Annotated in this window: 15 protein-coding genes and 5 pseudogenes; 14 read left to right on the top strand and 6 right to left on the bottom strand. The window is 70.3% G+C overall.

Translation table 11 applies throughout. The annotated features are described in order from the left end of the window. Window positions 1-132 precede the first annotated feature (132 nt). The 3 genes from ACFY7H_RS01315 to ACFY7H_RS01305 are packed head-to-tail and all read left to right on the top strand — an operon-like array spanning window position 133 to window position 5,342. A complete protein-coding gene (locus ACFY7H_RS01315; protein WP_388931348.1) occupies window positions 133-288 on the top strand; it encodes a hypothetical protein in 156 nt (51 codons plus the stop codon). Further along, window positions 285-2,672 carry a non-reducing end alpha-L-arabinofuranosidase family hydrolase gene (locus ACFY7H_RS01310; protein WP_388931346.1) on the top strand — a complete coding sequence of 796 codons (2,388 nt, stop codon included), beginning with the start codon at window positions 285-287 and terminating at the stop codon, window positions 2,670-2,672. Before ACFY7H_RS01315 ends, ACFY7H_RS01310 begins: the two co-directional genes overlap by 4 nt. 42 nt (window positions 2,673-2,714) lie before the next feature. After that, window positions 2,715-5,342 carry an RICIN domain-containing protein gene (locus tag ACFY7H_RS01305; protein ID WP_388931344.1) on the top strand — a complete coding sequence of 876 codons (2,628 nt, stop codon included), beginning with the start codon at window positions 2,715-2,717 and terminating at the stop codon, window positions 5,340-5,342. 560 nt (window positions 5,343-5,902) lie between these two features. Here the strand turns inward: ACFY7H_RS01305 and ACFY7H_RS01300 are convergent. Then, on the bottom strand, window positions 5,903-6,832 hold the full coding sequence (locus tag ACFY7H_RS01300; RefSeq protein ID WP_388931341.1) for a hypothetical protein: 930 nt from the start codon (window positions 6,830-6,832) through the stop codon (window positions 5,903-5,905). A 1,072-nt stretch (window positions 6,833-7,904) separates the two neighbouring features. On the opposite strand from ACFY7H_RS01300, the gene ACFY7H_RS01295 reads away from it, so the two are divergent. From ACFY7H_RS01295 to ACFY7H_RS01285, 3 genes and pseudogenes are all read left to right on the top strand, one after another. After that, window positions 7,905-8,663 (top strand): nuclear transport factor 2 family protein, encoded by a 759-nt coding sequence (locus tag ACFY7H_RS01295; protein ID WP_388931338.1) that lies wholly within the window; start codon window positions 7,905-7,907, stop codon window positions 8,661-8,663. Between the two features lie 17 nt (window positions 8,664-8,680). After that, a complete protein-coding gene (locus ACFY7H_RS01290; protein ID WP_215020074.1) occupies window positions 8,681-9,004 on the top strand; it encodes a hypothetical protein in 324 nt (107 codons plus the stop codon). Window positions 9,005-10,427: 1,423 nt separating this feature from the next. Beyond that, window positions 10,428-11,237, top strand: a pseudogene (locus ACFY7H_RS01285) (collagenase); the annotation flags it as partial. 715 nt (window positions 11,238-11,952) lie between these two features. Here ACFY7H_RS01285 and ACFY7H_RS01280 read toward each other — a convergent pair. Further along, the gene (locus ACFY7H_RS01280) at window positions 11,953-12,327 is read right to left on the bottom strand and encodes a hypothetical protein (protein WP_388931334.1); all 375 of its coding nucleotides are present in this window, start codon (window positions 12,325-12,327) and stop codon (window positions 11,953-11,955) included. An 840-nt stretch (window positions 12,328-13,167) separates the two neighbouring features. Here ACFY7H_RS01280 and ACFY7H_RS01275 point away from each other — a divergent pair. The 3 genes and pseudogenes from ACFY7H_RS01275 to ACFY7H_RS01265 all read left to right on the top strand — a co-directional run. Beyond that, window positions 13,168-14,013: pseudogene (locus ACFY7H_RS01275) on the top strand (NAD(P)/FAD-dependent oxidoreductase); the annotation flags it as partial. A 21-nt stretch (window positions 14,014-14,034) separates the two neighbouring features. Next, window positions 14,035-14,988: pseudogene (locus ACFY7H_RS01270) on the top strand (sigma-70 family RNA polymerase sigma factor). 403 nt (window positions 14,989-15,391) lie between these two features. Next, entirely contained in the window at window positions 15,392-16,048 is a 657-nt protein-coding gene (locus ACFY7H_RS01265; protein ID WP_308345441.1) for a methyltransferase domain-containing protein, read from the top strand. Here ACFY7H_RS01265 and ACFY7H_RS01260 read toward each other — a convergent pair. The 4 genes and pseudogenes from ACFY7H_RS01260 to ACFY7H_RS01245 form a co-directional block, all read right to left on the bottom strand. Beyond that, window positions 16,018-16,551, bottom strand: a complete 534-nt coding sequence (locus ACFY7H_RS01260) for a hypothetical protein (RefSeq protein WP_388931329.1) — start codon at window positions 16,549-16,551, stop codon at window positions 16,018-16,020. The genes ACFY7H_RS01265 and ACFY7H_RS01260 overlap by 31 nt on opposite strands. After that, window positions 16,548-17,747 (bottom strand): molybdopterin-dependent oxidoreductase, encoded by a 1,200-nt coding sequence (locus ACFY7H_RS01255; protein WP_388931327.1) that lies wholly within the window; start codon window positions 17,745-17,747, stop codon window positions 16,548-16,550. Before ACFY7H_RS01255 ends, ACFY7H_RS01260 begins: the two co-directional genes overlap by 4 nt. A gap of 471 nt (window positions 17,748-18,218) precedes the next feature. Beyond that, window positions 18,219-18,536, bottom strand: a complete 318-nt coding sequence (locus ACFY7H_RS01250; RefSeq protein ID WP_388931324.1) for a hypothetical protein — start codon at window positions 18,534-18,536, stop codon at window positions 18,219-18,221. 152 nt (window positions 18,537-18,688) lie between these two features. Beyond that, window positions 18,689-20,049: pseudogene (locus ACFY7H_RS01245) on the bottom strand (NAD-binding protein). A 479-nt stretch (window positions 20,050-20,528) separates the two neighbouring features. Between ACFY7H_RS01245 and ACFY7H_RS01240 the strand changes: the two are divergent. From ACFY7H_RS01240 to ACFY7H_RS01220, 5 genes and pseudogenes are all read left to right on the top strand, one after another. Beyond that, window positions 20,529-21,983, top strand: a complete 1,455-nt coding sequence (locus ACFY7H_RS01240; protein ID WP_388931322.1) for a vanadium-dependent haloperoxidase — start codon at window positions 20,529-20,531, stop codon at window positions 21,981-21,983. A 93-nt stretch (window positions 21,984-22,076) separates the two neighbouring features. Next, a complete protein-coding gene (locus ACFY7H_RS01235) occupies window positions 22,077-22,253 on the top strand; it encodes a hypothetical protein (RefSeq protein ID WP_388931319.1) in 177 nt (58 codons plus the stop codon). Window positions 22,254-22,366: 113 nt separating this feature from the next. After that, window positions 22,367-22,921: a DM13 domain-containing protein gene (locus ACFY7H_RS01230; protein WP_388931317.1), complete on the top strand. Its 555-nt coding sequence runs from the start codon at window positions 22,367-22,369 to the stop codon at window positions 22,919-22,921. A gap of 242 nt (window positions 22,922-23,163) precedes the next feature. After that, window positions 23,164-23,805: pseudogene (locus ACFY7H_RS01225) on the top strand (PucR family transcriptional regulator); the annotation flags it as partial. A gap of 140 nt (window positions 23,806-23,945) precedes the next feature. After that, entirely contained in the window at window positions 23,946-25,010 is a 1,065-nt protein-coding gene (locus tag ACFY7H_RS01220) for an NAD-dependent epimerase/dehydratase family protein (protein WP_388931315.1), read from the top strand. The last annotated feature ends 8 nt before the right edge of the window (window positions 25,011-25,018 follow it).

Below are 25,018 nucleotides of genomic sequence, written 5' to 3'. Positions count from 1 at the left end.
GCCGCTTTTCCGTTACGCGGCCTCGCGTTCGGGAGCCTCCACTTCGTGGGGGTTCTTCCCGCCGCTCATCTCTCGAGCCGGCGTGAGCGGTCCCCCACCTCCCGACCGCACATCCGCAGAAGAAAGCCCCCCATGACGCGACACACCCGTGAACCCCGCGCGACCCGTACGCAGGACCGGCGCCTCGTCCTGCTCCGCACCCGCCCCGCGGCGGACCAGGCCGTACCGGCCGGCGCACCCGCGGTCACACACCCCGAGGCCGCCCGAGACCAGCGAGGAGCAGCATGAAGGGCCTGCACCGGCGCGGCCGGCGCCGCCGGACACTGACGATCGGACTCTCGGCCGCGGCGCTGGTGGCGGGTGTCGTGACGCTCCTCCCCAGCTCCGCCGGAGCCGCGACGCCCCTGGGCACGCAGGCGGCGCCCTCGGGCAGGTACTTCGGCACCGCCGTGGCCGCCGGCAGGCTCGGCGACGCGAGGTACGCAGCCGTCCTGGACCGGGAGTTCAACGTGATCACCCCGGAGAACGAGATGAAGTGGGACGCCGTCGAACCGTCCCGCGGCAGGTTCACCTTCGGCCCGGCCGATCAGATCGTCAACCGTGCGGCGGCGCACGGCCAGCGCCTGCGCGGCCACACCGCGGTCTGGCACTCCCAGCTCCCGTCCTGGGTCAGCTCCATCGGCGACGCGAACACCCTGCGCGGCGTGATGAACAACCACATCACCACCTTGATGACCCGCTACAAGGGCAAGATCCACTCCTGGGACGTGGTCAACGAGGCGTTCGCCGACGGCTCCACCCAGCACCGAGCCTCGGTGTTCCAGAACGTGCTGGGCAACGGCTTCATCGAGGAAGCGTTCCGCACCGCCCGGGCGGCCGACCCCTCCGCCAAGCTCTGCTACAACGACTACAACATCGAGAACTGGTCGGACGCCAAGACCCAGGGCGTCTACAGCATGGTCAAGGACTTCACGTCCCGTGGCGTGCCGATCGACTGCGTCGGGTTCCAGAGCCACTTCGGCACCGGCGGCCCGCCGGCGAGCTTCCGGACCACCCTGTCCAACTTCGCCGCCCTGGGCGTCGACGTCCAGATCACCGAGCTGGACATCGCCCAGGCGTCACCGGCCCACTACGCGAGCACGGTGAAGTCCTGCCTGTCCGTGGCCCGGTGTACCGGCATCACGGTCTGGGGGATCCGCGACAGCGACTCCTGGCGCAAGGGCGAGAACCCCCTGCTGTTCGACGGCAACGGCAACCCCAAGGCCGCCTACACCGCCGTCGTGAACGCCCTCAAGACGTCCCCCGGAACCGGCACCGGCACCGGCACCGGCACCGGCACCGGCACGATCAAGGGCGTCGCCTCCGGCCGCTGCATCGACATCCAGGGCTCCACCACCGCCAACGGGACCCAGGCGCAGCTGTGGGACTGCCACGGACGGACCAACCAGCGCTGGACCCACACCGCCGGCAAGCAGCTGACGATCTACGGCAACAAGTGCCTGGCCGCCAAGGGCAAGGGCACCGGCAACGGCACCGCGGTCGTCATCGCGGACTGCGACGGCGGCGCCGGCCAGCAGTGGAACGTCAACACCGACGGCACCATCTCCGGGGTCCAGTCCGGACTGTGCCTCGACGCGGTCGGTGCGGCCATCGCCAACCGCACCAAGATCCAGCTGCACACCTGCTGGTCCGGCGGCAACCAGAAGTGGACCGGCCCGTCCGGGACGCCGGCCCCGGCCACGCCCGCGCCGACGGGCACGTGTGCTCTTCCGTCGACGTACCGGTGGACGTCGACGGGTGCGCTGGCGCAGCCGGCGAACGGGTGGGCCTCGCTGAAGGACTTCACCCACGTGACGTACAACGGCAAGCACCTGGTCTACGGGTCGAACTTCGCGGGCTCCTCCTACGGCTCCATGATGTCCGGGCCCTTCACGAACTGGCCGGACATGGCGTCGGCCCGCCAGACCGCGATGGGCCAGGCCGCGGTTGCCCCCACACTGTTCTACTTCGCGCCCAAGAAGATCTGGGTGCTGGCGTACCAGTGGGGGGCGTGGCCCTTCATCTACCGCACGTCGAGTGACCCGGCCGACCCGAACGGCTGGTCCGCGCCGCAGCCGCTGTTCACCGGCAGCATCCCCCGTACCGAGTCCCCCACCGGCCCGATCGACCAGACGCTGATCGCCGACGACCGCAACATGTACCTGTTCTTCGCCGGTGACAACGGCAAGATCTACCGGGCGAGCATGCCGATCGGGAACTTCCCGGGCAACTTCGGCTCCTCGTACACGACTGTCCTGAGCGACGCGCCCGACAAGCTGTTCGAGGCGCCGCAGGTCTACAAGGTCCAGGGCCAGAACCAGTACCTCATGATCGTCGAGGCGAAGGGCGCGAACCAGACGCGCTACTTCCGCTCGTTCACGGCATCAAGCCTGAGCGGCTCGTGGACCCCGCAGGCGGGCAGCGAGAGCAGCCCCTTCGCGGGCAAGGCGAACAGCGGCGCCACCTGGACCAACGACATCAGCCACGGCGACCTGATCCGCGACAACCCCGACCAGACCATGACCGTCGACCCCTGCAACCTGCGGTTCCTCTACCAGGGCAAGGCGCCCACGGCGGACGGCCCCTACGACCGACTGCCCTACCGGCCGGGTCTCCTCACCCTGCAGCGCTGACCTGCCCCGATCCACAGTGACACGCAAGGAGAACAACTCCCCATGAAGAACCCCACGAGCGGCGAGCGCCGCGGACGTCACCGCCGTCGCCGGATCGGGACCGGAGTGCTGATCGGTGTGCCCGCCGTCCTCGTGCCGTACCTCCTGTACGTGCAGGACGACTCGCAGGCCGCGACGGTCGACGGCGACGCCTACTACCGGCTGGTCTCCGTACGCAGCGGCAAGGCGCTGGACGTCAACGCCTTCTCCACCGCCGACGGCACCCGCATCCAGCAGTGGACCGACCAGAACACCGCCAACCAGCAGTGGAAGCTGCGGCCCACCGGGGACGGCTACTACGAGCTGGTGAACCGCAACAGCGGCAAAGTGCTGGGCATAGCCGGCGACTCGACCGCCCAGGCCGCCGCCGCCGAGCAGCAGGCCGACGGCTCCTCCGCCTCCCAGGAATGGCGGATCGACGACGTGAGCGGTTCCGACGCCGTCGTCCTCACCTCCCGCAAGAGCGGCCAGGTCCTGGACGTCTCCGGCAGCTCCACGGCGGACGGCGCGGCAGTCGTCCAGTACCGCGGCCACGGCGGCACCAACCAGCAGTGGAAGCTGGTGAAGACGGCCGGGACCAAGGCGCCCGGATCCGGCCCGTACACGTGGCGGAACGCCCAGGTGGTGGGCGGCGGCTACGTCACCGGCCTGGTGTTCAACCCGCGGGAGAAGGGCCTGCTGTACGCGCGGACCGACATGGGCGGCGCCTACCGATGGGACGCCGGGGCCGAGCAGTGGATCCCGCTCACCGACTGGATCGGCGAGAAGGACTGGAACCTGCTGGGCATCGACGCGCTGGCCACCGATCCGGTCGACGCCAACCGGCTCTACCTCGCCGCCGGCACCTACACCAACGACTGGGCGGGCAACGGAGCGATCCTGCGCTCCAAGGACCGCGGGCGCACCTTCCAGCGGACCGACCTGCCCTTCAAGCTGGGCGGCAACGAGGACGGCCGCGGGGCGGGCGAGCGGCTGGCCGTCGATCCCGCGGACAACGGCACCCTGCTGCTGGGCACGCGCAAGAACGGCCTGTGGCGCAGCACCGACCACGGCGCGACATGGAGCCAGGTCTCCTCGTTCCCCGTCAAGAACGGGGCGGGCAGCGGCGCGGGCATCTCCTTCGTGACGTACGGCCCGGCCGGCAGCAAGACGGTCTACGTCGGCGTCGCCGACAAGTCCACATCCCTGTACCGCTCCACCGACGGCGGCAGCACCTGGCAGGCCGTCCCCGGGCAGCCGACCGGCCAGATGCCGCAGCACGGCGTGCTCTCCGGTGACGGCTCGCTGTACCTGACGTACACCAACGCCCTCGGCCCCAACGGCGTGACGGGCGGCTCGGTGTGGAAGCACACGCCGGCCGCCGGGGCGTGGCAGAACGTCTCCCCCTCCCAGGGCAACTACGGGTTCTCCGGCCTGGCCGTCGATCCGCGCAAGCCCTCCACGGTGATGGTCACGACCCTCGGCCGCTGGTGGCCGGAGGACGAGGTCTACCGGACCACCGACGGCGGCGCGACGTGGAAGGCCCTGGCCGGCAAGTCGGTGCGGGACGCCTCCGCCGCTCCGTACGTGGGTACCGGGACGGGGCACTGGATGACCGCCCTGGCCATCGATCCCTTCGACTCCGGGCACGTGCTGTACGGCACCGGCAGCGGCATTCTGCGCAGCAAGGACGCCAACGCCTCCGACAGCGGCGGCACCAGCCACTGGAGCGTGGGGGCCCGCGGGCTGGAGGAGACCGCACTGCTGGACGCGATCGCCCCGCCCGGCGGCGCCCAGGTCATCACGGCCATGGGCGACCTGGGCGGATTCCGCCACGACTCGCTGACCGAGGTGTCCGCCGGGCGGCTGAAGAACCCGATGATGACCAACAGCACCTCCATCGACTTCGCGCAGTCCAACCCCTCGATGATGGTCCGCGTGGGCCGTGGCGGTGCGCAGGACGGCGCCTACTCCACCGACGGCGGGCGCAGCTGGAACGGCTTCGCGTCCGAACCGGTGGCCGGCGCCGACAGCGGCCGGGTGGCGCTCTCCGCCGACGGTTCGGCCATCGTCTGGACGCAGGCCGGCCAGGCCCCGTACCGCTCGACCGACAAGGGAGCGAGCTGGTCGAAGGTCGGCGGCCTGGGCACCGGAGCCCTCGTCGTCGCCGACCGCTCCTCGGCCAGGACGTTCTACGCACTGGCCGGCGGCACGCTCTACGCCAGCACCGACGGCGGGGCGACCTTCAGCGCCCGGGCCGCCAACCTGCCCGCCGACGGCCGGCTCAAGGCCGTTCCCGGGGTCGAGGGGGACCTCTGGATCGCCGGCGGCGGCCAGGGGCTCCTGCACTCGACCGACGGCGGCCGCACCTTCACCAGGCTCACCCCGGTGAAGTCCGCCTCCGCCCTCGGCTTCGGCAAGGCGGCACCGGGCGCCTCCTACCAGGCCCTGTACCTGATCGGCACCGTCAAGGACGTCACCGGGGTCTTCCGCTCCACCGACAAGGGCGCCACCTGGCTCCGCGTCAACGACGACGCCCACCAGTGGGGCAGCATCGGCGGCACCGGCGTCATCACCGGCGACCCCGACACCTTCGGCCGCGTGTACGTCGGCACCAACGGACGCGGCCTCCTGTACGGCGACCCGTCCTGACCCCGTCGCCCGGGCGGGACCGCCGGCACCCCCGTGCCGAAGCGGCCCCGCCCGGGCGACGGCACCGCAACCGCCGGCGCGAGCGGAAGCCCGCCACCTCAATGGCCGGGCGTCGTCGGCGTAGCCGTCGCGACGGTGGAGCAGGCCGTCCGGGACGCGGCTCGTCAAGGTCGCCCCTGTCCGGGTCGGCGGTTGGCCCGAAAACGATCAAGGGGCCGTTTTGGATTGCTCCAAAACGGCCCGCCGGCGACGATGACGCCCGCCCAGCCCTGCTCGATGCGCTTTTCGATGGCCTGGAGGGGTAGGACCTCCGCTCGTCGAGAAGACGATGTAGAGCTGGTCGGCGGCGTACGAGTAGTTTCGCAGCGCCCGCAAGTGAGCAAGGGTAACGGGCTGGCGATCGAAGACAGCGGTGTCGTCGAGCACCCCGGGCCGCACGGAGCCGGAATACGCTTCGGGGACGGCCTCCGCCGGCGCGGCTCCCGTCCCGCCGCGCTCGCAAACGAGGGCGCTCGAGGATGCAAGCAGCCTGTCGGCGACGAGGGCCGGGACCTTCAGCGTCAAGATGGTCGGCTCCAGTCGGCGGTCACGGTCCAGGTCACCACCACCCCGAGGGTCCACCGATCCAGGCCGTCCAGGACGTCACGTGTATCCCCGCGCGAAGGCGCCTCCGCGCCCTCCGGCAAGCGTGCCGTGACCCATACCGTCGGTGTCGCATCCGTCGCCGCGGCAGCGGCACGGGCCTCGTCCTCCCACGACTGGATGAGGCGGCCGGCTCCTTCCAGAGCTTCCATGCGCCCCTTCTTGTTGGACCTGATGCCCCTCACGAGGTCATAGCGCCCGAACGCCCGGGAGGCCGGCCCCTCCCGGCCGCCTTCGGCCGCGGACTGCCACCTGCGCCACAATGCGCTCAGGGCGGTGGAAATTTGACTGCGGTTGCCGAGCACCTCGAAGGCAGGATCGTCGGCGGGCAGCGAGGGCGTCCCCAGTTCCGCTGCCGCAGCGGCTACGACGAGGCCTGACGGATCCACGAAGAGGGCCGCCTGCGCCCGGAGAGTCTCAAGGTAGCCCTCCTTCGCCAACAGTTTCGGCCTCGCCCAGTCCGTCAGCCAAGGGAAGTGGGCGATGACGGCCTGCGCTCCGTGAAGGCTCCCCGCGGCATGACGCCAGAGGGACAAGACCTGCTCCTGCAGCTCGTCGGCCTCCCTGCGGGCTTCCCACCGCCCGTCGTCGTCCTCGTCATCCTCGTCCGCAGCATCCCGCTTCGAGCGCAGGAGCTCGGCTGCGGCCCGCACCTCGTCTTGAGTCCAGTACACGTCCTCGTCCGGCTCCGCATAAGCCTGCAGCTGGTGAAGCAGTCCCACGCCGCCGAGCGCCCCAATGAAGATGCCCAGCCCGGACGTCGGCCGCGCCCTCGGCCCCCAGTCCGCCCAACCCGAGCAGAACCTGTCCACCACGTCCGCGCTCAACGGGATGTCGGTCGTCGTCACGTTTGGCCGTGCGGAGCTGGCCCCATTCCCTATGGACATGCAGTCTGGCGTTCTTGCCCCTCGCCGAGTAAACGGTGATCTTGGCGCCCTTGAACGGCCTTTCTCCCCCTTCTCCTGCCTCGCGAGCTTAGAGCCGAGCAGTGACAAATGCCGCCCACCGATGAATCTCCAGCCCCTCCGGACGCCAGACGGATCCGATGTCAGTTCGCGACCTTCTCCGGGCGCTGGAGGACCCGCGAGGCGGACCAAGGCCTGGAAGCGGGCCTTGGGGGCGGCGCAGCCGAAGACCGTGAGGACGGCTGGGCCCAGATGCAGACCAAGGTGGACGGCATGCTGGACCCTCAGTGCTGTCCCGGACTGCGCATAAAGTCGGTGTTTCTGCCGCTATGCCGAGGTGCAGGCTGCGGTGACTCGGTTGCGGAAGTCTGCGATGTCGAGGCCGAGGCGGTCGGCGATTTCCGGGATGCTGGTGTGCGGGATTCGGGCGGCGAGTCGGACGGCGTCCTCGTCCCAGGCGCATTCGAGCGGGGTCCCGCTGCGGAGGAAGTTCCTGGCCTGGGTCGCGGCATCGTCGACGAGGGCGTGCAGGTGCTCGGTGGGGGGTGCGGGAGGGGCGGGCGGAGACCACGCTCGGGGGCCGATGCCGCCGCCCGGCGGGAGCTGGGCAGCGCCGAGTCGGTGTCCGACGTGCTGGTGTGGCGGCTGCGCCGCGCCGCAAACCTGCCGGCCGACGCCCAGTCGACGCCCCTGCCCGACGGCAGCTCCTCCCCTCGGGCCCCGCCGGGCGGAAGGCCGAGTGTCCCGCCCCGCTTCACGTTCCTTCCCGGAAAATCCGCTGATCAGAGGAGAGGCAACCCACGGGAAGCGCCGTGTCCCTGGCGGCATGTGAATCTCCCCGCCTTGTGGTCCGGCGGCGCAGGGGTCGTGGAGGTGCCGCGACAACCGGGGATGACTGTCCTCTTTCGGTCGGTTTTGTTCCGGTCTCCGGGTGCGCCAGGTGCGGTCTGCGGCGACAGTGGAGGACGGGTGATACACAGCGTGTCACCGGGGCCCGTAGATCGGAGACGTAACCGTGAGCAGCAGGGACATCGTCGTCACGGCCGCAGGCGAGTTGTTCGGTCGGAAGGATCCTGGTGCGGTGGACCGCTGGGTGTCCGCCACCTACCGTCAGCACAGCAGTCTGGCGGCGGACGGCCCTGAAGCGTTGCGCAAGCTGGTGGCAGGGTTGCCGGAGGCTTTCCGCTACGAGGGCGCCCGGGTGATCGCCGACGGGGACCTGGTGGTGCTACACGGGACGTACCACGGCTTCGGGCCGCAGCCGCTGGTGGCCTTCGACCTGTTCCGGGTCGACGCGGACGGCCATCTGGCCGAGCACTGGGATGCGCTGACGCCTCTTGTGGCGGAGACGGTCTCCGGTCGCTCGCAGACCGACGGCCCCACCGAGCCCTCCGACCTTGGCAAGACCGAGGCCAACCGCGCCCTCGTTGTGGAGTTCGCCGAGAAGGTCCTCCAAGGCGGTGACTACTCGGTGCTCACCGACTACATTTCCGCCACCACCTACCGCCAGCACAATCCGGAGGCCGCCGACGGGCTGGACGGCTTCGGGGCCGCCGCCGCGAAGTGGGCCGAGCAGGGCAAGAACCTCGTCTACAAGACCGTCCACAAGGTCGTCGCCGAGGGTGACTTCGTGCTGCTGCAGTCCGAGGGCGAGTTCGGCGGGCCGGTCGCCTACTGGGACCTGTTCCGCATCGCCGACGGCAAGATCGTCGAGCACTGGGACATCATCGCCCCCGTCCCGGACAGCCTCCCCCACTCCAACGGTCTGTTCTGAAGGGCAGGGAAGATACGGTGAGCAGTCCGACCTACGCGGGCAAGACCTTCCGGTTCAGCGTCGACAACGGCGTCGTCTTCCACAACGTCTACGCCCCCGACGGCACCCGGCTCCACTACGAGACCGTCGCCGGACCGGCCAAGGGCGCCGTCGAAGACGTCGAACTGCACGCCGCCGAGGTCAGCCCCGGCATCTTCATCCTCGGCTGGGTCGAGCAGTCGGGCATGACCATCACCCACGCGATGAATCTGCACACCCACACCGTCCACGCCTTCTGGACCTACGAGACCCCAGACGGCCGCGTGGGCGAACTCCACACCGGCACTCTCCAGGAGATCTGACCGAACCGGGCCATCCAATATGCCGACGGCCCACACCACAAAGGCACCACGCTGGTCACCGCCTGCGGCGCTGCTTGCCCTTCGCCACCTGGCCGACTTTCAGGACTTTGCGAGTTGCCGCAGATGGGGGCGGGGGGCACGCTTCTTGACCCGCCGCCGTGCGCGGGGAGTCAACTCTGGGAGGGGAGTCCGGGTGTTCGGTCGCAGGAACGCCAAGCAGGAGCAAGGGGAGATGGGGCCAGCGGGTGATGACCTGGCGGGAGACGATGTCGATCATGGTGGCCAGATGGAGCCAGTCCTCCCCGGTCGGGATGTAGGTAATATCTCCGCACCCGCGTGCGTCCAGGCCGGTGGAGTCGGGGTGGAAGTTCCGGACGATGAGGCCGAGCCGCGAGGCTTCCCCTGGACCGGCGATCGTGGCGCCGGCGTCGCTGCCGGACCTCAAGCCCCACCTCCCGCGTCAGCGAGCGACCCGGCGTCGCCCGCACTCCTCACCCTCGCGTCGCAGGACGCCGTGGACACGCGGGCACCGTAGGTGCCCCGCGAATGCTGTTGGACCTGAGTGATCAGGTTGGTCAGCTCGGCGTCACGGACCGAGCGGGGGCCGAGCTTGCCGGTGCGGCGGGCATAGAAGGCGGTTCTGGAGACCTTCAGCAGCTCACACGCCCGTTCGACGCTGTGACCTGCACGTTTCTCCGCCGCGTCTCCGTCGCGAAGAAAGCCGTCGCACGCTCGAGGACCTCCACGTCCTCCCGCAGCCTGCGGTTCTCCCGCCGCAACGCGGCCAGTTCTTCACGCTCGTTGCCAGTCAGGCCATCTCGCTCACCGTTATCGACCTCAGCGCACTTCCCCCAGTCCCGCACCGCGGTCTCGGTCAGAGCAAAGCCTTTGGCGATCCGACCGACCGAGCGGTCACCGCGCCTGCACGACTCGACTGTCTCCGGCGTGAACGGGAGGCGAGAGCGGGCTTCTTCTTCCCCACGCTCTCCATGATGGACATCCCCCCGGGGCTGAACCCCTGATCTCGGATGTCCGTCAAAGCGGATCAAGCCCAACCGCCTGGCCGTCCCGTGAGGGCTACGACAGCGGCGACCCGCCGCTCCGCTGCTTGCCACTGCCGTTCCCCTGGCCGGGATAGCGGGCCGGCGGTCAGGCGACGTGCGCTGCCCGGAGCAGCAAACGAACTTGATGCGGCCCTGCCAAAATCATTGAAAAAGCCATATGACATGTGCCATTTTACAGCGCAGCCCGTCGTCGACGGGACCTCAACTCCCATCCCCAGGAGTGAACTTTGCGCGCCATGGCCGTCACCACCGCCCTGCTCATAGCCGCCATCGCAGCCTCCCCCGCCCAGGCCTCCCAGACCTCCCAGGCCGATCCCAAGCCGGACCACGTCTTCGCTGACCCGGGCCAGCGCCCGGCCCACGGCAATGCCAATGCCGCTCCCGGCGAGACCGGGACCACCGGCGGCAGACTGGAGTCGCGCATCCTGCCGATCGTCCACAGCTGCAGCCCGACCCTGCGGATCCGCGCCCAGGAGATGACCGCCGCCCAGCTGACGGCGACCTGCACGAGCCTGGCCAACCAGGACGCTTACTTCCACGGCGTGGTCAAGGACTCCGGACCGGTCGTGAACGACTACAACACAACCCTGGAGGTCGACGTCTTCAACTCCAGCGCCGACTACAAGGCCTACGCGAGGAAGATCTACGGAATCGACACCAACAACGGCGGCATGTACCTGGAGGGAGACCCCTCCAAGACGGGCAACCAGGCGCGGTTCATATGCTACGAGCGCACCGATGCGAGCCCCGGCTGGCAGATCTGGAACCTCAACCACGAGTACACCCACTACCTCGACGGCCGCTTCAACCTGTACGGCGACTTCAACGCCAGCCAGACCACCCCCACCGTGTGGTGGGGCGAGGGCATCGCGGAGTACATCTCCTACTCCTACCGCGGCGTCACCTACTCGAACGCGCTGGCTGAGGCCGGCAAGCACACGTACTCCCTGCGCACGCTGTTCGACACCACCTACGCCAACAGCGACGTCAACCGCACCTACAACTGGGGCTACCTCGCCGCCCGCTACATGATCGAGAAGCACCCGGCCGACGTCAGCACCGTCCTCGGCTACTACCGCGCAGGAGACTGGACCGCCGCCCGTTCCTTCCTCACCTCTTTGGACTATGAGAGCGACTGGAACGCCTGGCTGACAGCCGTGGCAGCGGGCGCCTGAGCCGTACGCCTGTTACGGCCGGACTCCCCCGAACGAGCATCAACAGCCCCTGAAAGGACGAAGGTTCCGTTCGATCTTTCGATCGGACGGGACCTCGTCACCATTCGTGAGCCAATACGGCAACTCGAAGGGCAGGCTCCAGAATCTCCGCCGTGAGGGTACCGCCCCGGTTGCCGCCACCCTGGAGCAGGCCCGCTGCGGGGAGGTTCAGCACCATCGCTCGGTGGTTCCATGCCGCCCGACGTGGCTCCTCCACGCGTCGAAGCGCAGGGATACGGCCTTCGGCGTAAGTCCTGGTGCCGCGCCCTTCGCAGCTCCACGGAGTGCGGAGCGCGCAGCATGCGCAGGCTAGGGTTCCCACCACGGAAGGGAACCGGCGCTGCCACTCCGCGTCCAGCTCGTAGACGTCTTGGGTGAGCGGGATGTTCTTACGGCACCGGCAGCACCTGCTGCGGAACGCAACGGACACGGCGGCGCGGCTCTCCCAATCACCCTGCAAGCCAGACGGGGTCAGCCTGGCATCCGGCCCGGGCCGGGCACCGTCGTCATGCCTCGGCGGGCCGTCCGATGTGCAACACGTCGTGCAACGCGGCTGCAACACCCACCTGCAACCGCCTCCGCATTGCGGCTTTGACCTGCTGAAACAGGCGCCCAGGCGGCTGCGCGCGCGGGTGTGTTGCGCTACGCCCGGGGCAGGCGGGATGCCGTGTCACCGGTCCTCGCTGATGCGGATCTGCCGGTCCTGCGCGAGCTGCCGCCACCGGGTCCGGACGGCGTCCGGCCCGTCCAGCCAGGTCGTGGGGGAGGGGGCAGCCACGGGCAGGCTGGCCATGCAGTGGGCGATGTCGGCGTAGTAGGCGTAGTCGCCGCGCGGCGAGCCGGCGCAACCGGTCGATGGCGGTGCGGACTTGTCTTGTTCGCCGAGGACGACGTGGTGCAGGGCGAGGACGGCCTCGGCCGAGGTGACCCCTGCGGCGCGGATCTCGGTCCGCAGGGCGCGGGCGCCGTCGAGGTCCGCGAGGGTGCCGGCGTCCCGGGCGAGGGCGGTGACCAGGCAATGAACCGGCGTTACTTCGCCACACACAACATCGAACCGCTCTCGTGGGACGTGGTGCGCTCGTACCGGGATCTGGCCCGACATTCCCTGCCCTTACTCATGCTCGCACTGTACGACGCGACCGGGAATTCGCTCCGTCGCCTGGGCGGCCGGGACATCCGCCGCGTCGATCTGTACGAGCGGCTCCTGGTGGATCTCGTCCGACGCCAGGTCGTCAAACACGACGACCCGTTGCCACCTTCTGCCGAAGCCGAAGCGGTCGAGAAGGAGCCCGGGCGACTGGGCGCGATCGCCATCGGGACCGTACCAGTGACGGGCTGTCCGACGTCACGTACCGTCCAGCCGCTCGGAGGCGCACCGAACGGGACGCGGTCTACGAGGCGAACCTCCTCCTGCTCGCCCTCGTCGTCGAAGACGGCGTCCGGGCCTCGGACTTCCTGGCGGTTGCGGATCCCGTCGACCGGTGGTGGCGATGCGCACAGTTCTGGCGCTCCCAGTTCGGTGAGGCGTCCTGGGAAGCCTTCGCCCGCTCGGTGTCTGTGGAGAGAGCCACCACCCCAGCCGACGGCCCCCGCACGGGCAACCTACAGATCTCCCTTCAGGCGACCACCGAACTCGCGGGCGACGTGTCCTGGATCCTGCGCCGCAGTGTGCTGGGGCCGGCCGCCTACCACGACGCACGAGGGGTGGACGCCGCCGATCTGACCAGGCGGCTGTCCCTCCTGTGCGACACGGACGTGCAGCACGTACTCCACGCTCTGGCACCTCTATTGCGGAGCTTGCCAAACACCCTTCACACGTACCGCGTCGACCAGGAGCAGCGGGCCGTATCGGGGGCGGCCGCCCCCTTGGGCTTGTTGTGCCGGCGGCGTGACCGAGCACGCCTTCGATGTCGCCGCCCGGCCCTCCGCACTGCGCCTGCGCGAGCGCCTGGACAGCCTGAGCAAGCGCGAATGCCGGAGTGTTCTGATCGTCGGCGACGGGCTGACGGGCATCGAGACGGCCACCGAGATCGCCGAATCCCGGCCCGGCCTGTCGGTGACGCTGGTCGCCCGCGGAGAGCTGGGCGACCGGCTCTCCGCCGCAGCCCGCAGCCACCTGCGACAGGCCTGCGACCGGCTGGGCATCACCGTCCTGGAGCACGCCGAGGTCGAAGCCGTCGAGGCAGCGCGGGTGCTGTGCGCCGACGGCGCCGCTCTGGCGTCGGACGCGACCGTGTGGACGGCCGGGTTCGCGGCCGGCCCCATCGCCGCCGCTGGCGGGCTGGAGGTCACCGACAGCGGACGGATCGTCGTCGACCGCACCATGCGCTCGCTCTCGCACCCGAACGTCTACGCCGTCGGCGACAGCGCCTACGCCATCGGCGACAACGGCCGGCCGCTGCCCATGTCCTGCGCTTCGGCCGGCTTCACCGGCATGCAGGCCACGAACGCGATCGTGGGACGCCTGACCGGCCGCAAGATCGCGAACACCAAGCTGGAGTACCCGGGCAACCACATCAGCCTCGGACGGCGGGACGGAATCCTGCAGATGGTCGACCACGAAGGGCAGGCAAAGCCGAAGTACATGGGCGGCCGGAAGGCCGCGCGGATCAAGGCAGGAATCCTCAAGTTGTCGTTGTGGACCAACTCCCACCCGACCTTCGGCCTGCCCAAGCGCAAGCACCACCTGGCCGCTGCGCCGCACACGTCCCCCGAGAAGGCAGCCGCGTAGCCGCCCCATAGGATGATCCGCGTGGACAGCACCGCCATCGATCGCTTCGACACCAGTCGGTTCGAGGCCAGCCGCAACCGGCTGGCCTCGCTGGCGTACCGGCTGCTGGGCTCCGCCGCCGACGCCCAAGACGCCGTGCAGGACGCGTTCCTGCACTGACAGGCCGCCGACCGGCAGCAGATCAAAGTGCCCGAAGCATGGCTGACCAAGGTCGTCACCAACCTGTGCCTCGACCGGCTCCGCTCGGCACAAGCCCGCCGCGAACGAACCGTCCGCGCCTGGCTGCCCGAACTCCTCCTCGACGGTGACCCAATGCTCGGCCCGGCCGACACCTTCGAACAGCGCGAATCGGTCTCCCTGGCCGTTCTGACCGTCATGGAGCGCCTGTCACCCATCGAGCGGGCCGTCTACCTCCTGCGCGAAGCGTTCTCCTACGGCCACGCCGAGATCGCCGAGATCCTCGACATCACCGAGTCCGCAAGCCAGCAGCACCTCCACCGCGCCCGGACCCGCATCACCGCCGCGCGCCGCCGCCGCGGCGAAGTCGACCCGGCATCCGCCCGCAGGATCATCGAGGAATTCCTCGCCGCTGCAACCTCGGGCCGTACCGATCGGCTGGTGGCGATGCTCACCGACGACGTGGTCGCGATCTCCGACGGCGCCGGCCTGGCGGAGAAGCTGCTGCGGTTCGACACCCCGCAGCGCGTCGCCGCCATCGCCCGGGGCGGCTTCAAACCCACGCCCGCGAAACGACGGCTCGCCGGCGGCGCGCCCGCCATCCACTACGCGCTCGTCAACGGCGCCCCCGCCATCCTGTTCGTGCTCGGGGACCAGGTCATCGGCGCCGTCACGTTCGACATCGCGGGCGACAGGATCGCGACCGTGCGCGGCATCGCCGCCCCCACCCGCCTCGTCCGCCTCACCGAAGCCTGGCAGCAGCACGGACCGGACAGGCCGCTCATCGCCGAGTGGTGACGGGGCCCCACTGCCCCACTGTCCTTCGCCGGCCCGCTCCCACCCGAGTGAGGTTCGTGCTCATCACTCCAGCAGCACCCTGAGCGCCACCAGGTCCTTGTGCTGCGCGCGGCGCCGAGAACACCTCGGCCGGGCCGGTGACCTCCAGGAGTTCCACTCCGGGGAAGGCTGTGATGACGACGCGGTGCGGTGCGCATGGCTCGATCACTTCGCCCCGCCGCGCATGTCTGCAATGACGAGGTCCTCTCACATCCGGACACGTCTCATCGGCGGGCAGTGCTGTGCCTCCGGGCGACCCCACACACGCTCCCGGTCCACTGCGGAGGACGGGGTATACGGTCCGATCGGGTGGATTCCACCTCTGCCGGAGCACCCCGTCCCGCCGTGAGGCGAAACATGGAGGGTGACCGCCCACGACTCCGAGGGATGGAACAGCGGCCCGTACGCGGCGGCGATCCACGCGCAGCAGGGTGATCTTTCGCTGCGCGACGCGGAGGGCTGGTGCCTCTCGCTGGATCTCAAGCGATGGTGTGCGCGGGCGGACGCCGGCGACCGTGCCGTACTGCGGCGGTGCAGGGGGCGCGTGCTGGACATCGGCTGCGGGGCCGGCCGGCTGGTGGAGGCGCTGACCCGTCAGGGGCACTCCGTGCTCGGCATCGACGTGTGTCCGTCAGCAGTGAGCGCGACCGTCTCCCGGGGCGGCGCCGCACTGCGCCGGTCGGTGTTCGATCCGCTGCCCGACGAGGGCGGGTGGGGAACGGTATTGCTGATCGACGGCAACATCGGCATCGGTGGGGACCCTCGCAGACTGCTGCTCAGGATCAGGGACCTGGTACACGGGCAGGGACTGCTCTTGGTGGAAACAGCTCCAGGAGATGTGGACGAACGCCGCCGGGTCCGCATCCATGCGGGTCACCGGCCGGTGGGCGCGGCCTTCCCCTGGGCCGCTGTCGGTACTGCGGCACTGGACCGTCACGCCCGGGCCTCGGGGTGGACGGCGACCGAGTGCTGGTCCTCCGCCATGGGCCGTCACTTCGTTGCCCTGCGCGCCCGCGCCTGAACCCTTGCGGCACGCCTGGCGGCCTTCGTCCCCTGCCACATCCTGGCGAGGAGGACGGCTGCGGAGGCGGCGAAGAGACCGGCGGTGATCAACAGCCAGCGCGCGAGGAACCCGTCGGAGGGGAGGCCCGTGGCGGCGGTGAAGTGCTCCACCCGGTGGAGGATGAGGGGCCACCAGACGAGCAGGAGGACGCCGGCGATGAAGGACGGTACGCGAACGTGGTTGACGCCCACCCGCGCCAGGGGACCTCCCACGTGCGCGTCCCCGAAGGCCGCCCGCACCGCCCGGTCCGTCATCGAGTACAAGGGCAGCAGCACCAGATCATGCAGGAGCGCCGCTCCGACGAACCACAGGGCCACGCCGAGGGCGTCGCCCTTGAGGAGTCGCAGGCCCGCGTAGACGGCGAGGGCGAAGGAGGCGAGGACGAGGAGCAGGTGGAGCGGGGAGGCCCCGTAGCGGCGGCGGAACGCGCCTGTGGCCGAGGTCGGCAGGACGGGTCTCATGCCGGGTCTCCGAAGGTGAGGCGGGTGACCCATTTGGTGTTGTGGACTCCGGGCGCTCCGGGGACGATCACCCGGGCCGGGTAGCCGTGATCGTGCGAGAGCACGGCACCGTTGACGCGCACGGCGAGCAGTGAACGGTCGTCCCGGGCCTGGTTGTCGCGCAGGACCACCGACCTGAACGGCCCGCCGCGCTGCACCGACTCCACGAAGACCTGCGGGGTGTTCGTGCCGAGCCCGACCAGTGCGGCCAGGTCCGTGAGGCGGACTCCGCTCCAGTGCTGGTCGGAGGTCGACCAGCCCTCCACGCAGGCGATGGGCAGGGACGACTCGTTCTGGGGCAGGGCCAGCAGTTGGTCGTAGGTCAGATCGATCTGCTTGCCGGCACCACGTACGGTCAGGCGCCAGGCGGAGCCGATGTCGCTGGGCCGGATGCCGACCGAGGCTGCGGTCTTGTTGATCTGGAAGCCGTTCGGCCCGGAGCCGGGATCCTGTCTGTGCGGGGCGAGGAGCGCCGTCTGCCTGAACCAGCCGCCCATGCTCTGGCCCGCGGTGACCGCCAGCAGCACCAGGGAGCCCAGCCCGACCATGCCCAGTGCGCCCCGGCGGGAGATCGTCGGCGCCGCCGGACGGGGCGAGACCAGTCCGGCCGCGTCGTGCGTACCGGCCGCCGACTCGCCCAGCCGGTGCCCCACCGCGCGCAGTGCCCCGGGCAGTCGGAAGGCCACGTGGACCACGAAGGCGCCGATGAAAACCCAGGCGCCGTAGAAGTGCAGTGTGTAGAAGGAGCCGGGGAAGATGTAGTGCAGCTGCACGTTGAGGATTCCGGTGACGAACTCGAACCCGGCGCCTCCCACCAGGAGGAGCAGGGACAGCCGCTCGATGCCGTGCGCGGCCGACCGCACCGGCGGCCACTCGAACAGTTTGGGGATCACCGACCACAGCTTGGCCAGGAGCACGGGTACGAGGACGATCCCGAGCGTGACGTGCACCCCCTGGGTGACCCGGTAGAGCCAGTACGGAGACGTCGGCCAGGGGAAGAGGTAGAACCCGAGCCACCCCTTGCCGGGCGTCTGGTCGTTCACCGCTGCCAGATCCGGGTTGTACGCCGCGTACGACACCAGGCCCGTGACGAAGAGGACGGTGATCCCGAAGAGCAGGATCAGCCCGAGCACCGAGGTCAGCCACGGACCGCGCAACGGGCTCCGCCAGAACTCCGGGCGCGAGGGCCCTGGCGGCGGACCGGCCGTCCGTGCGGATTTCACAGCCGACCGGAGTCGCGCCGGCCACCTCGGCCCAGATGCGTCCGCGTCCGGTTCCTCACCGGAGGGCCGACCGGCCGTAGCCGGTTCACCGGTGTCCCTTGGTCCCTGGTGCCCGCGTTCCGCGTCCCTCGGCATTGGCCGCGGGGTCTCGTCGGGATCGCGCTGCCCGCTACCGCTCGCGCCCAAGGGACACCTCCTCAGACTCCGACCGAACCGGGGCTCACGGAAAATCGCCCGCCGAGGAAAACATGCCGCACACAGGCCATGGGAGCCCACGTGACACGCCAGACCTGATGTTTCCTCGCTACGACCGCGGCCGCCGGCTCCCGCCCGCCGCTACTCGAGCCGGTGCGGGCAGTCGGCGCCGCCGGACCGCATGTCCTGCATGGACGGGCCCCCGCACGGTCACCGCACACCCTCTGCATTCACGCGACGGGCCCGTGCTGCAGCCTGCATGAAGAACACCGCCGCCACGACGGCGAGTCCCACCCCCATGGCCGTGCACGCCATGGTCAGACCGGCGGGGGCGTCCAGCATGCGCGGCACGGTGTTCAGGCACGCCTGCGCGTACAGGCCGAGCATGGCGTAGGCGTAGGCCCGGGCCACGGCACGGCTGCGTAGCCTCTGCGGGGTCCACCCCCGCAGGAGTGCGACGGGAAGGGGAAGCAGGAGGAGCGTCGCCACCGCCAGAACGACAGCGTGGACGGTGGGATTTCCGTTCATGGGTACCTCTCTGGTGCGGCTGCCACCGTACGGCTCGACCACCCGTCGATCTCATGCCGGAGTCCGGCAGTATCGGCTCCCTGTGACTGCCGTCGGAGGACTCGTCAACGCTCCGACACGACCGCAGGAATCTGCGCTCCGAGGCCGTCGTCTCACGTGCCGGAGGCGGAGACCGTGCCACGGCCGAGCAACTCGGCCAGGCCTCTGCGGGTAGCGGCCGGAACCACCCGGTCCTGCGCCTTGATGACGTACCCGGGGTGCAGGTCCCAGACCAGGCCCGCCTCAGGAATCCGGGCCTCCTCGGGTGCGGCGGCCAGGTCCGGGCGCCGTTCCTCGGGTGCACTGGTGTCCAGGGCGATCACGCGCCAGGCACCGGGCCGGAAAGATTCCGCGATGGTCCGTCCTTCCAGCTGCGGGTGACCGGCCACCACGAGCGCCGCGAACAGCAGCACCCGCCGCTCGACCGGTATGGCCCCACGAAACCGGCGAGGATCTGCAGGGTCTTGCGCCCGGGCGGCTCCTCCACCGCGGGGTCGTTGATCGCGAAGATGTCGAGGAGGGTGATGTACGCCGCGTGCAACGGGTGGTCCCCGGTGGTGGCCCAGGAAGCCACCGTCAGTGCGCCCACCGCCGCGACGATCCCCGCCAACGACCAGCGCAGGCGGCGCGAGAACAGCGAGGCGACCGGGAACGCGGCCCCGGCCAGACGGCCTGAGGACACGGCGGGGCCGGCGTGGGAGACGGCTTCCAGGGCGACGATGCCGCGGCCTGTCGCAGCGGCGACCGCGCGATCGTCCGGCAGCAGTTGCGGCCCGCGCTCACCGCTGAGTTCCGATCCTTCGGCTCCGGCCGGGTCGCCGGTGGTCGCTAAGAGCAGCGCCAGGGTGCACAGCCCGGGGTCCGCGACCTCCCCCGGCCCGGCGGAGTGCGCTCCATCGCCCGCAGCAGGAACCCGTCCGCCTGCACGATCTTGCTGGTCCCGGCGACGGCCGAAGCGGCGAGGGCCGGCGCCGCCGTGTCGGCGTCCGACAGGACCGTGGTCGACGCGTCCAGTTCCCGCAGGTCCAGTCCGGGCCCTGCGATGATCGCCGCCTGGTCAAGCAGCTCTTCCAGGCGCTGTCCCAACTTGCGGTTGTACAACCTGATCACCAGCCGGAGCCTGGGGTTGAGCCGGCGGGCCACCAGGGCCGCCCGCACGTTCGCCTCGTCGTCCTCGTACACCAGCGCCAGCGCGGCCGCATCCTCCACCCCGGCTGCGGCCAGCACCTCCTCGTCAGGTTTGGCGGCCTCCACGACCCGCAGGTGCGGGTCCGCTTGCCCGGCCCCCGGGGGCCCGGGAGTTCCTGGCTGCAGGTACGCGGCCGAGCAGTCCGAGAGCCCGGCCGGGCCGCGGTCCCACCGCCGGCTGCTGTGTGCGGGCCTCGGGCACCACGAGCGTTACGCGTTCCCTGTACACGTCTCGCAGTTCGCCGGACAGCCGCCTGGCCAGCCCGTCATCGCCGCAGACGACCACCCAGCCACTGTGCACGGAGAGTTGGGGCCGAGAGGCATTCGTCACTGATCAAGAATGCATCGACGGCAGGGCAGTTGCCCCAGCGGGTCCACATCGTGAACCAGTCGCCGTTGCCTCAGGCGCATCCGTGATCACCGATGGGACGCGCTGTCCACCGGTCGCCGTGTTCGACCGGCTGCTGTTGGCCAGGGCCTGGCTGGGCTGCCCTGCGAGGAGGCAGGTGTGGCCGGGGAGGGCTGAGCTGCTGGGGCGGCATCCGATGCGTCGCCCGTGTTGAAGTGGCCTCAAGGGCGCAACCGTTCCGAGAGCTGACATGTCCGATCCGTACACGGAGGCTTCACGCCTTCCCTGTGCCCGGGACCGGCCATTCCGCGTCGGTGTCCGCTTTGGTACATGCCAATGGGGCCGTGATCGCGCCATGATCGCGCCGCCGCCGGTCCGGCGGCCGTTGACACGTGTGTGATCAGGGGGATCGAGCCATGCCCGAAAGTACCCGCACGACCAGAACCCGTACCCGGATGTGGCGCCGCGCGCTGGCGACGGCAGCCGTCCTGGCAGCGACCGGAAGCATCCTCACCGTCGCCCCGCAGCCCGCCCACGCCGCACTGCCGGCGCAGTCGATCGCCGACCCCGTGCACTACTGGAACGACGTGCTGCAGGACATCTTCCGCAAGACGGGCGGCGGCCCGGTTCCGATGACGCGCGCGGCCGCCATGATGAATGCCGCGATCTACGACGCGGAGAGCTCGTACCAGCTCAAGTGGAAGGGCCGGATGACCTCCGAGGAGTACATCCACGCGGAGAAGTACGCGGGCTGGGTCGAGGGGCCGGATGAGGAGGAGCGGGTGATCGGGCGTACCGCGTACAACATCCTGCTCAACCTCTACGGCGTGAACCGGCCCGACAAGAACGCGCCCGACTTCACGGCCTACCTTGACCAGCGCTTCCGCGACCGGTTCGGCACCGACCCCACCCAGGGCGACCTGCTGGACGTCACCGTCGTCGGCAAGATGGTCAACCAGATGATGACCGCCCGCGCCGGGGACGGCTCGGACAACAAGCAGGCCTACACGGGCGACAACAGGCCGGGGTCCTGGCGGCCGACCAGTTACCCCGACATGGTCGACCCGAAGTGCCAGGTGGACGGTGACGCGGTCAACCCGTTCTGGGGGCAGGTCAAGCCCTTCTCGCTGAGCTCGGGCTCGCAGTTCCGGCCCACCACGCTCGCGCAGTACGGCACGTACGAGAACCTCGTGGCCAGCCCGGAGTACAAGGCCCAGGTCGATGCGGTGCGCAGGGTCGGCGCGGCCGCTCCCACGGCCGCCACGCCGGTGATCAACCGGACGGCGGACCAGTTGAACGCCGCCTGGTTCTGGGCCAACGACAACGACCTGACGTACAAGCCCCCGGGCCACATGCTCCAGGCCACCCGTGAGGTCTCCAAGGCCCGTGGTCTGAGCACGTACGCCAACGCCCGGCTCTTCGCGCTCGTCTCGATCGCGCTGGCCGACACCGGCATAGCCGTCCGGGACGCGAAGTTCTCCACCCCGATCGACCTGTGGCGTCCCGTCTCCGCGATCCGCGAGGGCGGCCTCGACCCCCAGTGGAAGCCGCTCCTGAAGAACAACGACGGCGTCAACGTCAACCCGTGCTTCCCTGCCTACGTCTCCGGCCACGCTTCCTTCGCCGGCGCTTGGGCGGGCATCATGAAGCGCTACTTCGGCAGTGACAACATCGCCTTCGACCTCACCACCGACGAACCCCTGGCCCCCGTCAAGCAGCGCCACTTCACCAGCTTCAGCGCCGCCGCCAAGGAGGACGCCGATAGCCGCGTCTGGCTCGGCGTCCACTACCCGTGGGACGCCACCGACGGCCTCACCCTCGGCGACAAGGTCGCGGGTCAGGTGTTCAGCACCAAGCTCCGCACGCTGTGACGCCCGCCGCGGGGGCGGGGTCCCGTACCCCTGCCCCCGCGGAATGGGAGGCTGGAGCCGTCTGCTTCTCCGTCCGTGCCAGGAGACACGCTCATGTCCCGCCGTTTCGGTACCGCGCCGATCTCACCTCTGATCGTCTTCGGCGCTGTCCTGACCGCCGCCGGCGGGGCGATGTACCTGCTGCCCGGCACCGGCCTGCCGCTGCCGGCGCTCGGTGCGTTCGTACTCGCGACAGGGGCCGCCGTGTGGGCGGCTGCTCGACACCGCTGAGGCAGGGGCCTGCCCCAAGGCCGTAAGCATTCCGTCATCCGGTCCGACCTGGCATCCGGCTGCCGCACTGCACTTGAATGTGCTGACGAACCCGTGAGGAAGAGGCATCGGCGATGGCAGGCAGAGGGCGGCGCGGCAGGATCGCACTGGTCGCGATGGTCGCGGCAACGGTGGTGCTCGGCGTGGGGCTGTACTGGTTCCAGCCGTGGAAGCTCTGGCAGGACGAGACCGTCCGCGAGGCCCTCCCGACGACATCGGCTGCCCCGAGCGCGCCCGGACCGGCCTCTTCGGCCGCACCCTCCGCCCCGGCGGGCCCGCAGACCGTGGCCGAGGGCAGTCTGATCAGCCACGAGCACACCACCACCGGCACGGTGAAGCTCGTCCGGCTGCCCGACGGCTCCCACACCCTTCGCCTGGAGAACCTGGACACCAGCAACGGCCCCGACCTGCGGGTCTGGCTCACCGACGCCCCTGTCAAGGAGGGTGTGGCCGGCTGGAGCGTCTTCGACGACGGCAAGTACGTGAGCCTGGGCAAGCTCAAGGGCAATAGGGGCGACCAGAACTACGAGATCCCGGCCGGCGCGAACCTCGCCGACTTCAGCAGCGTCACCATCTGGTGCGACCGCTTCGACGTGTCCTTCGGCGCTGCCGCCCTCAAGGCCGTCTGACTCCCCTGCCCGTCACCGGCCCGGATGCCGCCTCTCCCCCGTGCTGCGAGGTTCGGCATCCCGGCCGGTTTCGGCTTGCCCCCGTGCACTGATCCTGCCCGTCCCGGACGCGGCAGCGCATTGCCGGTGACCGGCAGTCTTTACGGTGCCTTGATGCCGATGGCGGTTCCTCGCGCAGCACGTGTCACCCTGGTCCCCGCGTCAAGGACTTATCAGTGGCGCGTCAGGATCACGGGAGGGCCGTGACGGACCGGGAAACGTCGGAGAAGCACGTGGCGGGGTACGCCGAGATCCTGCTGGACGCATGTTCCACGGGACGTCGGCTCACCCGCGCCGAGCTGGAGTCCCGCCGCGCGCAGGGCGAGCGGGCGGCGGAGGCCGGACTGCCGCTGCGCGGGCTCATACGGGTGCACCTCGCCGCGGCGCAGGAGATCCCGCCCCGGCTGACCACGGCAGCGGTGGGTTCGCTGCTGGCGGTGGTGGAGCAGGCGGTGGACGTCTTCGCCGAGGGCTACGAGCGGGCCCAGCACCACGCGGTCCGCCAGGAGGAGGCCGCGCGCCGGGAGTTCATCGACGACCTGCTGTACGGGCGTAGCGACCTGGGCCGCCTCGCCGAGCGCGCCGAACGCTTCGGCCTCAGGCTCTCCCAGGCGCACGCGGTCGCCGTTGCCGCCGGGCCCGAGCCGTACGGTGACGGCTACCCGGTGGCCCGGGGGATCGAGGAAGCGGTCCTCGCCCGGTTCGGCAACCGGCAGATCCTGCTGGCCACCAAGGACGGCCGGCTCATGTGCGTGGCCCCCGGCGACCAGCCAGACGTACTGGCCTACTTCGCCAAGCGGGCCTACGCGGCCACCGATGGCGGCCGGGTCGCAGGACCACGACCACCTCAGCCACCACTGAATTCCCACCCGAGGCACCCGGCCGTCACGCTCCCGTCGCCGTACCCGGCGCACCGTGTGACGGAAGTCTTACGTGCGCGCGTGGGAGACCCTTCGCATGGCCCGCGCTGCGTAGCGTCAGCAGTATGCGCGTACTCGTCACCGGAGGGGCCGGATTCATCGGCTCCCACATCGTCACCGCCCTCACGGACCGAGGACACGACCCCGTCGTCCTCGACGCCCTGCTGCCCGCTGCCCACCCCGGCACGCCGCCCCTGCCCGACGCCGAGTTCGTGCGCGCCGACGTACGGGACGCCGTCGCGGTCAGAGCGGCGCTCCGCGGAATCGACGCGGTGTGCCACCAGGCGGCCATGGTCGGCCTCGGCAAGGACTTCGCGGACGCCCCGGACTACGTCGGTTGCAACGACCTCGGGACGGCGGTGCTGCTCGCGGAGATGGCAGCTGCCGGGGTGGGCGAGCTCGTGCTCGCCGGATCGATGGTGGTCTACGGGGAAGGCCGGTACACGTGCGAACGGCACGGGACGGTACGACCCGGGCCACGCCGGACCGAGGACCTGACGGCCGGCCGGTTCGAACCCCGCTGCCCCGACTGCGGAGCCGAACTCGCGCCGGGCCTGGTCGGCGAGGACGCCCCGACGGATCCGCGGAACGTCTACGCGACGACGAAGCTGGCCCAGGAGCACCTCGCGGCGAGCTGGGCCCGGTGCGTGGAGGGCCGGGCGGTGTCACTGCGCTACCACAACGTGTACGGGCCCGGCATGCCGCGCGACACCCCGTACGCCGGAGTGGCCTCCTTCTTCCGCTCCTCGCTCGCCCGGGGCGAGGCGCCCCGGGTCTACGAGGACGGCGCGCAGCGAAGGGACTTCGTCCACGTCACGGACGTGGCCGCGGCCAATGCGGTGGCACTGGAGGCGGTTGCCACCCGGCAAACGGGCGCGCTCACGGCGTTCAACACCGGCAGCGGGGACCCGCACACGGTCGGCGAGATGGCGGTCGCGCTGGCCTCGGCGCACGGCGGTCCCGCCCCGGTGGTGACGGGCGAGTTCCGCCTCGGCGACGTACGGCACATCACCGCCGACTCGGCCCGGCTGCGCAAGGAGCTGGGCTGGCGCCCGGTGATCGGATTCGCCGACGGCATGGCCGAGTTCGCGCGGGCCGGCCAGCGTGCTTCGGCGGTAGCGACCCGCTGAGCCGGAAT

The organism is Streptomyces sp. NPDC012794, assembly GCF_042901085.1.
Taxonomy (GTDB): Bacteria; Actinomycetota; Actinomycetes; order Streptomycetales; family Streptomycetaceae; genus Streptomyces.
This window is presented reverse-complemented; position numbering and strand designations above follow the sequence as displayed.